General features: G+C 58.0%; 5 protein-coding genes and 2 pseudogenes. 6 read left to right on the top strand and 1 reads right to left on the bottom strand.

Features of this window, described 5'->3' with window-relative positions; translation table 11 throughout:
- The first annotated feature begins 343 nt into the window (after positions 1–343).
- Entirely contained in the window at positions 344–2443 is a 2100-nt protein-coding gene (locus tag AC0V2Y_RS24925) for a hypothetical protein (protein ID WP_475417370.1), read from the top strand.
- Between the two features lie 257 nt (positions 2444–2700).
- Here the strand turns inward: AC0V2Y_RS24925 and AC0V2Y_RS24920 are convergent.
- Positions 2701–3159, bottom strand: a pseudogene (locus AC0V2Y_RS24920) (DDE-type integrase/transposase/recombinase); the annotation flags it as partial.
- A gap of 126 nt (positions 3160–3285) precedes the next feature.
- On the opposite strand from AC0V2Y_RS24920, the gene AC0V2Y_RS24915 reads away from it, so the two are divergent.
- From AC0V2Y_RS24915 to AC0V2Y_RS24895, 5 genes and pseudogenes are all read left to right on the top strand, one after another.
- Entirely contained in the window at positions 3286–3711 is a 426-nt protein-coding gene (locus tag AC0V2Y_RS24915) for a hypothetical protein (RefSeq protein WP_475417369.1), read from the top strand.
- On the top strand, positions 3708–4025 hold the full coding sequence (locus tag AC0V2Y_RS24910) for a hypothetical protein (protein ID WP_475417368.1): 318 nt from the start codon (positions 3708–3710) through the stop codon (positions 4023–4025). The genes AC0V2Y_RS24915 and AC0V2Y_RS24910 overlap by 4 nt, the downstream gene beginning before the upstream one ends.
- Positions 4022–4453 carry a hypothetical protein gene (locus tag AC0V2Y_RS24905; protein ID WP_475417367.1) on the top strand — a complete coding sequence of 144 codons (432 nt, stop codon included), beginning with the start codon at positions 4022–4024 and terminating at the stop codon, positions 4451–4453. Before AC0V2Y_RS24910 ends, AC0V2Y_RS24905 begins: the two co-directional genes overlap by 4 nt.
- A gap of 537 nt (positions 4454–4990) precedes the next feature.
- Entirely contained in the window at positions 4991–6043 is a 1053-nt protein-coding gene (locus AC0V2Y_RS24900) for a PRTRC system protein D (RefSeq protein ID WP_475417366.1), read from the top strand.
- A 5-nt stretch (positions 6044–6048) separates the two neighbouring features.
- Positions 6049–8499: pseudogene (locus tag AC0V2Y_RS24895) on the top strand (error-prone DNA polymerase); the annotation flags it as partial.
- Positions 8500–8701: the final 202 nt, after the last annotated feature.

The raw sequence follows: 8701 nt of genomic DNA, 5'->3' as shown, positions 1-8701 counted from the left end.
TGCGCAACGCAACGCGCGGCCACGCAGCCTGTGTTTTCACGCAGCCTGGAGCGTAAGCAGACGGGCTCCGACCAGCTTTATTGTTGACGCCGCGAGTTCCTAGGTTTGAGCACCGCGACCACTGCGTTGTAAAAAGCAGTCTGGCATCCGCAAAGATGGTCTTGAGTACAATTTTTCACTCCTCTTTCTAGGTAATTTTGTTATTAAAGTGATATTTGGTGATAATTTTTTCAATTTCCGCCATTAGTATGACAAGACACTAGGGAGAAAAATCATGCGTAGACATGCTTTTACTATGTTCGTCATAGTTGGGATCGGCTTGCTCAGTGGTTGTGCAGCCCAGATGTCCAAATCGATTGGTCAACGGGTTGACGTGTCGGAACAATGCCGACAAGTGCAAGAAGATCCCCTGCCGAACGCTGCTCCCAGCAATATACTCACCACGCATCTTGGCAACTTCGGCGACTGTGATGTATGGCTAAATCAAAGCAAGAAACACTACGAATTCCTCCCCTTGTGCGCATTTGCACAAATCCAGACCAAGTATGACTACGAGTTCTCAACCGGCGAGGCCGAGATGCTCAGGAAAGCGGAGCTAGACAAGTTTGAGAACGTCGTCACGCAATTGAATGAGTTGAGAGACCTTGTCAATCAGAAAAAAGATGCACTCGAAAACAGCCTGCAAAGCCCGGAGCAAAACCGTCTGGTTGCCGTAGCAACTGCAGTGAATCACATCGATCCGGCAGCAATACGCCAAAAGCTCGCTGAGCTGCGCACCAGCATCAACGTACTACGGCAGACGCTGTATAAGGACCGTCAGCTGTTCAGCCAGCAAATGGCCATCGAGCTGGCCGCCTGGGATACCAACTTCCGAGCCACCCTTGACCAGTTTGACCGACTTCTGTCCGGCGACTACCGGCTTGTCATCAGCGACACGCTGCGCAACCAGGTTATCGTCCATGTCGCTCGGCGCAGTCTCGACATGTTGCACAGCGCGTTGCGGCCAGCCGACGCCATCATTAACAAACTGGACCAGCAAGGCTACGGCGTCATCAGCGTCAGCTACATGGCTTTCGGTCCCGATATCCAGAAAAGCGTCAACAAGGCCAAGTTAAAGATCGAAGGCATTTACCAGGAACGGCTGAAAAAAACCGGATCGAATAACCCGGAATACCTGCAGCAATTCATGCGGGAGATGCGGCGCGCTGCCTGCAGCAATCTGCAGCAGGGCACGCAATTTTCCATGCTGACCGAGATCGTCGACACGCTGTTCATCAAGGATATCAAGGACGATGCAGCGAACAAAACCATCATCGAAGACAAGCTGGTAGAGTACGATGCGGCAGGACCGGCTCACGGCGCCCATGAATTGTTCGGCAGCTTTAGCGCATCTTATGCAGCGATGGTGGACGGGCAAAAAGCGCCGCCAGCACCGCCCGTCGCGCTGCACGTTTCCCTTGCTAACGAGTGGGCCGCACGCCAGATGCTGCTGGTCGAAAAGATGGAAACAAGGGTCAAGGCCGGCGCGCGCGTGCCCGAAAAAGACAAGGATGGAAAAATCCCACCGCCAGAAATTATCTTCCCCACTTTGGAACAAGTCGATGAAGCCGCCGTAACGCGGATTGCGGACGCCGCTAGTGCCAAGGTCATCGACGACGCCGCACGCAGCGCACCGGCCTTGCTTGTCAGCCAGACCGGTGTGGCAGGCAAAGACCTGCAGGTGGCGATAGCCAACAACATCAACGTATCTGCCGCCGCGTATGCCGTCAGCCAGGCTTCAGCGACGCTGAACGCCAACTTCAATATCAATAACAGCAATACCTTCAACCCCACCAATACCGTCTCGTCGGTGATCAATGTGGCCCCGTACCCCGCTGGCGGCAGCGGCGGCGGCACTGCCGCCACGCCGGACGCTGGCGCGTCGTTCTGCGCCAGCGGCTATTTTGCCGCCCACAACACAGCATGCGTGCGCGACGGGCGCGACTACGTGGTGACTTTCGCCCCCAGCAAATCCTTCGCCAGCAATGCCTGCAGCAGCCAGACGATCGACACTGAACTGAAACTGTTGGCCGCTGCTGCGGTCCACCATGCTGAAAGCACCGGCGGCCGCTTCAACGCGTCGATTACCGGCCTTGCCTCACCGCCCGCTGCCTCAGCGTCAAACTGCGGCGCCAGGGTCGCGCCCCGCTGCACCTACGTCAATCAGATTCGGGATGCGGTCAAGATCGATGGCTGTCCGGCAGCCGGCACGAAAGACAGCGGCAATCGCATGCTGTCTGCCGCACGGGCAGCCGCTGCCGCCAAAACGCTGGAGGACGCCGCTCCCGGCCTAATCCTGGTGAATGGGCTGTCGGCACAGGGCGCCGACAGCGCCTACGGGGTCACAAACGAGAATCTCGATATCGATCGGACCGTCGTCGTTCGTCTGCAAACCGTCCGTTAAGCGGGCGGTTTGCACGTAGGTTTTTTCCACAATCCGTATAGAAAATTTGCGTCGACCTATAAGATGTCGGCATACGGCAAAGCAGCACTGTGTCACGCTTCCTTGGTCACTAAACTAAATGCGCGGGCTGCACGTATTGTGCCCTCACGTATTAGCAAATCAGTCCGTTGATACTCTTTCCGGTAATCACATCCGGTCCGAAACAGCAGCGATAGCTACCCTCATCAAGTATACAAACAAGATCGCCCCTCCTCCTTTCATGGTAGCTGGCTGACTCCCGCGCCCTCGCCATCCTCATCGCTGGGGGCGAGGGGGATGTGCTGGATCTCCCTAAAAACGGGCAAAATGCCGGAAGCAAGGTGCTCTGCCTGTGAATGGCGGCTACATTGTTGTCGCGCTCTCTTGGCAGGCGCAATGCCAGTTCCCCAATATGCGGCGGCACTACCGCCCCCAATCCAAAAACCCGCTCTACCGTATGGCCGTGTAAAGCGGTGCGTCACTTCTATCTGACTGCAAGTGGCCTTGAATGACCTGGAGCGAAAGGCTGAACCGTTGTCAGTCAACAAGGCTTTGGGGCGCACCCCGAGCGAGCAGAAATAAGCGTGTGTATTGGCAAGGAAGCGGTTGGCATTTTCCTGGGTTTCGTCAGGGTAAAGTTCCGTGAAGGCGATGCGGACGTGGTCGTCAATGGGGATAAACAAGACATCCCATCGGCGCCGCGCGTACGGTCTCGCCGGTTTCCTGTCGCACGATGGCCGGTGGTTTCAATGCGTCCGAGCTTCTTATATCGATATGAATCAGGTCGCCCGGTTCCGCATCTACACGGTGGTGGTAGCTGCAGCATGAGCGGCGTGCGCACCCCTGATCTGCTTTTCGTTGCAGAAACCGCGCAGGATGACGGCGGCAGTCCGGAAACCGTGATCCGTGGAATGGGCAGTCAGGCCGGCGTGGCGGTCGACATCGACTTCGGCGCGAACAATCCCGGCATGCGCGAGGCCAATGCGCATCGCCTGGTTGCCTGCTGGAATGCGCTCGACGGCTTGCCTGACGATGCCCTTGGCGGCGGCTGGACGGCGGCCGTCATGAATGCATATGCAAAAGGGCTGGAAGAAAAGCTGCGCGTGGTGCGCGACCTGCTCCTGGCAATCAAGAAGCTCGACGACAACGATGACATTACCGATCACGACGAAAGCATGCGATGTACGTCGGAGAAATTCGATGAGGTGATGGTAAGCGTGCGCGAGGTCTTGAAAGGCGGCACCACATGATCAACCGCCTCTACACCGTCAGCGCCACACTGACGACCGTCATCATGGGCACCAGCGAGCGCGAAGCCGAAATCCGCTTTAAGTCGAACTTTGGCGGGATCAAAGACCAGCCCATCGACGCAGTGGCCGATGAGGAAATTCGGACCGAGGACGACCTTCCAGACGACTGGACCGTTGACTGCCTGCCGTATGGGCCGCGCGACAACGCGCTGACCATCGGTGAATTCCTGGACGTGCTGCCGCCGCCAGTGGTGCGCGACACCAAAACCGTCGATATGTTTGCCACTACGCCGGCCGCTGGAGAAAAAGCATGAAAGATCGCCCTATCCTCATGAACGGCACCATGGTGCGCGCCACGCTGGCCGGCGCCAAGACGCAGACACGGCGGATCATCAAGCTGCAGCCGCAAATGGTCGCTGACAAGCGTGTCGAGCCGTGGCAAGGCGATCCGGCGGCACTCCTTGCGCTGCTTGCGGAATCGGGCCGCAAATATCCATACTGCCAGCCATCGGCGCCCGGCCTGCTGCGCCAACGAGGGAGATGTACTCTAGACATTCCAACGCGCTGTCCCTATCTCAGCGTCGATGGCGGATTTTCTGTTTGCCCGAAGGCGCGGTGTCTTAAAAATGCTCATGCGAATAACCAGCGAATTTCTCCTTCTGTGTTAGTCCCCGCGTCTTGCGCGAGCAGTGCGGCGCTTGCGCCACAAAGACATTTAGGTGCCCCGGCCACTCTCAATTGAACCAGGACCTTGCCCCTCTTCCCTCACGGTCATCCCATCAGCCCTACCACCAGGCCGCTTCGTGATTGCTTGCCAGCGCCACATTCGGAACGCGATGTTCCTGGAAGTGGGTCCAGACAGTCGTCACAGAATATGATCAGTTTTTTCGAATGTCAAGCCGATTTTCGGCGCTGAAAAATTATGATTGAGGTCGAATTTATTTGGTAAGTGCTTCTGGCGAGGATTTCTCCCTATGAAGAACGCCGCGTCGTCATTCCTCTGATTGTAAATGGTATTGAACATCGGAACGGACTGAACCAGGTGCACAGATAAACAACCAACGTACGTCTGCGGTGCGGCACGATTCCAGCGCACATGCGATGCGTTCTCACGCCAGCATATGCCAATATAGCTGCGCCGCAGCGCGACTCCATTCGTTCCCCAGCGCGTCTGAATTCGCACACACGACAAGTTCTGCCAAAAAAGCCGGGCATTTCCTATGGAGTACGTACCGCCCCGCTATTACTGTTGATTGCTTGCAGCAAACAGGAGGACGAAGTGGAACCCATCGTGCGAGCCGTGGACATTGGCCGGGGAAATACCAAATTAATTGCAGCGGTCAGCGCTGGTGACCTGCGCTGCGCGATGTTCCCGTCGCAGGCTCACCCACGTGAAACAGTCTATGAGCAGGAAGCCTGGGGAGTGAAACGTCGGACCGTCTGCGTCCCGGTCGACGATCTGAACTATGAGGTCGGGCCAGACGCTCACCTCGCCTCCGACATCTTCAATGCCAATGTGCTGCAGCACGACAGCTACAGTGCAACGCCCGAACATCTGGCTTTGCTACTGGGTGCACTGCATTACATGCGTGTCGACCGGATCGATCTACTGGTACTTGGTCTGCCCGTGGCCACGTATAAGCTCAAGAAGCAAGTAGCGGCGCTGGAACGCCGCGTGACCGGTGAACACGTCCTGGCCGAAGGCAAAAATATCACGGTAGCGCGCGTCAAGGCAATTGCACAGCCGTCCGGGGCCTTGATGTACTGCGGACTGACCCATGGACGCCTTGCTCAGATGCGCAAGGAACGGAATCTGATCATCGATCCGGGGCGGCGGACGTTTGACTGGCTGGTGACGCAAGGCATGCAGCAAATTGACAAACGCAGCCACTCGGTACCGCGCGGCATGTTTGACGTGCTCCACTCGATCACCGAAGGCATCAGCCGAACCACAGGCTCTCACTACCGGGAATACGACGCGATCGATGTGGCGCTGCGAACGGGAAAAAAGCCGGTCATCTTTCAAAAGGAATACGACATTGCCCAGCACCTGCCGCTCGCGCAGAAGATCCCGGAGCAGGCTGTCGCCGAGATGCTGCACTACGTGGGCGACGCTGCCGACATCAACAATATTATTCTGGTCGGCGGTGGCGCCTTCTTCTATCGCAAAGCACTGAAAACCGCCTTCCCGCATCACGAGCTGCAGGAACTCAAGGATCCGATCTTTGCCAACGTCAAGGGTTTTCAGTTTGCCGGCACGGAGCTGACCAAGCAGGCCGACGCGTCATCGGCTCGGACAGGTGGCACGGCGCCGCTAAACATGGCGACTTAAACGATGGATATCAGCTGGCCTCGAATGCCGAAGCGCATCTACGCTCGCGCCTACGGCTAGGCAACCTGTATCCGCGCGACGCCCTCGATGAAACCCTGCGCGTGGCCCAGCGCTGCACCTTCTCGCTTGATGAACTGCGCTATGAATATCCAGGCGAGATCGTGCCCGAGGGACAGACCCCGGCCAGCTACCTGCGCGAGCAAGCCTATATTGGGGCGCACTGGCGCTACCCACACGCCATTCCAGACAACGTGCAGGCACAGCTCGAGTATGAGTTGGAATTGATCGGCGACATGCAGTACGAACCGTATTTTTTGACGGTATTTGACATCGTGCGCTTTGCCCGCTCGCAAAAAATCCTCTGCCAGGGGCGCGGATCGGCGGCGAATTCGGCCGTGTGCTACTGCCTCGGCATCACCGAAGTCGATCCCTCGCGTGGCACCCTGCTCTTCGAGCGCTTTATCTCACGCGAACGCGATGAGCCGCCCGACATCGACGTGGATTTCGAACACCAGCGGCGCGAGGAGGTGATTCAATACATCTATCGCAAGTACGGCCGCATGCGGGCCGCCCTGACCGCCGTCGTGATTTCCTACCGCCCGCGCAGTGTCCTGCGCGATGTGGGGCGCGCGCTAGGCGTGGATCTATCGGTGGTCGACAAGGTGGCCAAAGCCTCGCATAGCTGGGGCGGGCGGGCCGACCTGCAGCAGCGTCTTACCACCTGCGGACTCGATCCGCACTCCCCGATCGCCGAAAAATGGGCGGCAATTGCCGAGCGCCTGATGCGTTTTCCACGTCATCTTTCCCAGCGTCCCGGCGGTTTTGTCATTTCGCGCGGTCCGCTCTCCCGTTTGGTGCCGATTGAAAACGCGGCCATGCCCGAGCGCACCGTGATTCAATGGGATAAGGACGACATCGATGAACTGGGTCTCCTAAAAATCGACATTCTGGCGCTGGGCATGCTGTCGTGTATCGCCCGTACCCTGGCTTTGATCTCGGAGCAGCGTGGCGAGCGTTTTGAACTGGGCGATATTCCCCATGAGGATGCCGCCACTTACCAGATGATTTCCAAAGCGGACACCGTCGGCGTGTTTCAGATCGAATCGCGGGCGCAGATGTCGATGCTGCCGCGAATGCAGCCAGGCGAGTTCTATGACCTCGTCATTGAGGTGGCCATCATCCGGCCAGAGCCCATCCAGGGCCGCATGATCAATCCGTATTTGCGCCGGCGCCAGGGCCTGGAAGCAGTGACCTATCCGAGCCCGGAGATCGAGGCGGTGTTGCGGCGCACGCTCGGGGTGCCGATCTTTCAGGAGCAGGTGATGTCGATCGCCATGACAGCGGCCGGTTTTACGGCCGGTGAAGCCGATCGCCTGCGCCGCGCCATGGCCGCCTGGAAAAGAAAGGGTGGCCTGGAACAGTTCGAAGATCAACTCATGAGCGGCATGGCCGAGCGAGGCTACAGCATCGAGTTTGCCTCGTCGATTGTTGGCCAGATACGCGGCTTTGCCGAATATGGTTTTCCGGAATCCCATGCACACAGCTTTGCTTTGCTGGCCTACGCCAGCAGCTGGCTCAAGTGCCATCATCCCGCCGAGTTCCTGGCCGCCCTGCTCAACAGCCAGCCCATGGGCTTTTATAGCCGCTCCTCTCTGGTGCAGGACGCTCGCCGGCATGATGTCGAGGTAAGGCCCGTCGATGTCTGCGCGAGCGGGTGGGAAGCATCCCTGGAGCCGATGGCGGACGGCAGAATGGCGGTACGCCTTGGTTTAAATAATATCAACGGAATGGAACGGGAGGCGGCGTGGCGCATCGAAGAAGCTCGGGCAGCAGCACCATTCAAGAATACACGCGATGTTGCCATGCGCGCGCAACTCGATGCGGGGGATATGAAGGCGCTGGCGTCAGCCAATGCCCTGGTAGCGCTGACGGGCAACCGCCGCATGGCCATGTGGGATGCCGCGGCGAGCGTGCCGGAGCGGGATTTGATGCGCGCGACGACCATTGCCGAACCCGTGCTGGAGCTGGCGCCGCCGACGGAAGCCGATGACATCGTGGCGGACTACCGGCATGTCGGCCTGACACTGGGCCGCCATCCACTCGCTCTCTTGCGCGAGCGCCTCAACAAAATGCGCTTTGTACCGTCGGATATCCTGAACACCTTCAGCGATGGCCAGCTGGCCAGGGGCTGCGGCATCGTCACGGTAAGACAGCGGCCGGAAACGGCCAAGGGGGTGATCTTCCTCACCCTGGAAGATGAATTTGGCACCATCAACATCATCGTCTGGCCCGCGCTGGTGGAAAAGCAGCGGGCCGAACTGATGAATGCCTCACTCCTGGGGGGGTACGGTATTTGGCAATCGAAGAGCGGCGTGCGCAACCTGATTGCCAAGCGGCTGGTCGATTGCTCGCATTTGCTCGGTCAGTTAGATACGAAGAGCAGGAACTTTCACTAACGAATGCACCTTCGCAATTAATTATGGCAACAAAGTGCCTACTGCAATCGTGGCGATTCACCCACCCCAATTTCCACTACGGTATCAGTGGCTGACAAATTCCATTCAGTCCAGCGATAGCTCCTTGTGCATATGCCCCGATGACGCGGTTATCAGCTGCAAAACCAATCAGTACTGACCCGTTTGGACATAGCTTGAGCCC

The sequence above is a fragment of the Janthinobacterium sp. BHSEK genome, from assembly GCF_056174685.1.
This window is presented reverse-complemented; position numbering and strand designations above follow the sequence as displayed.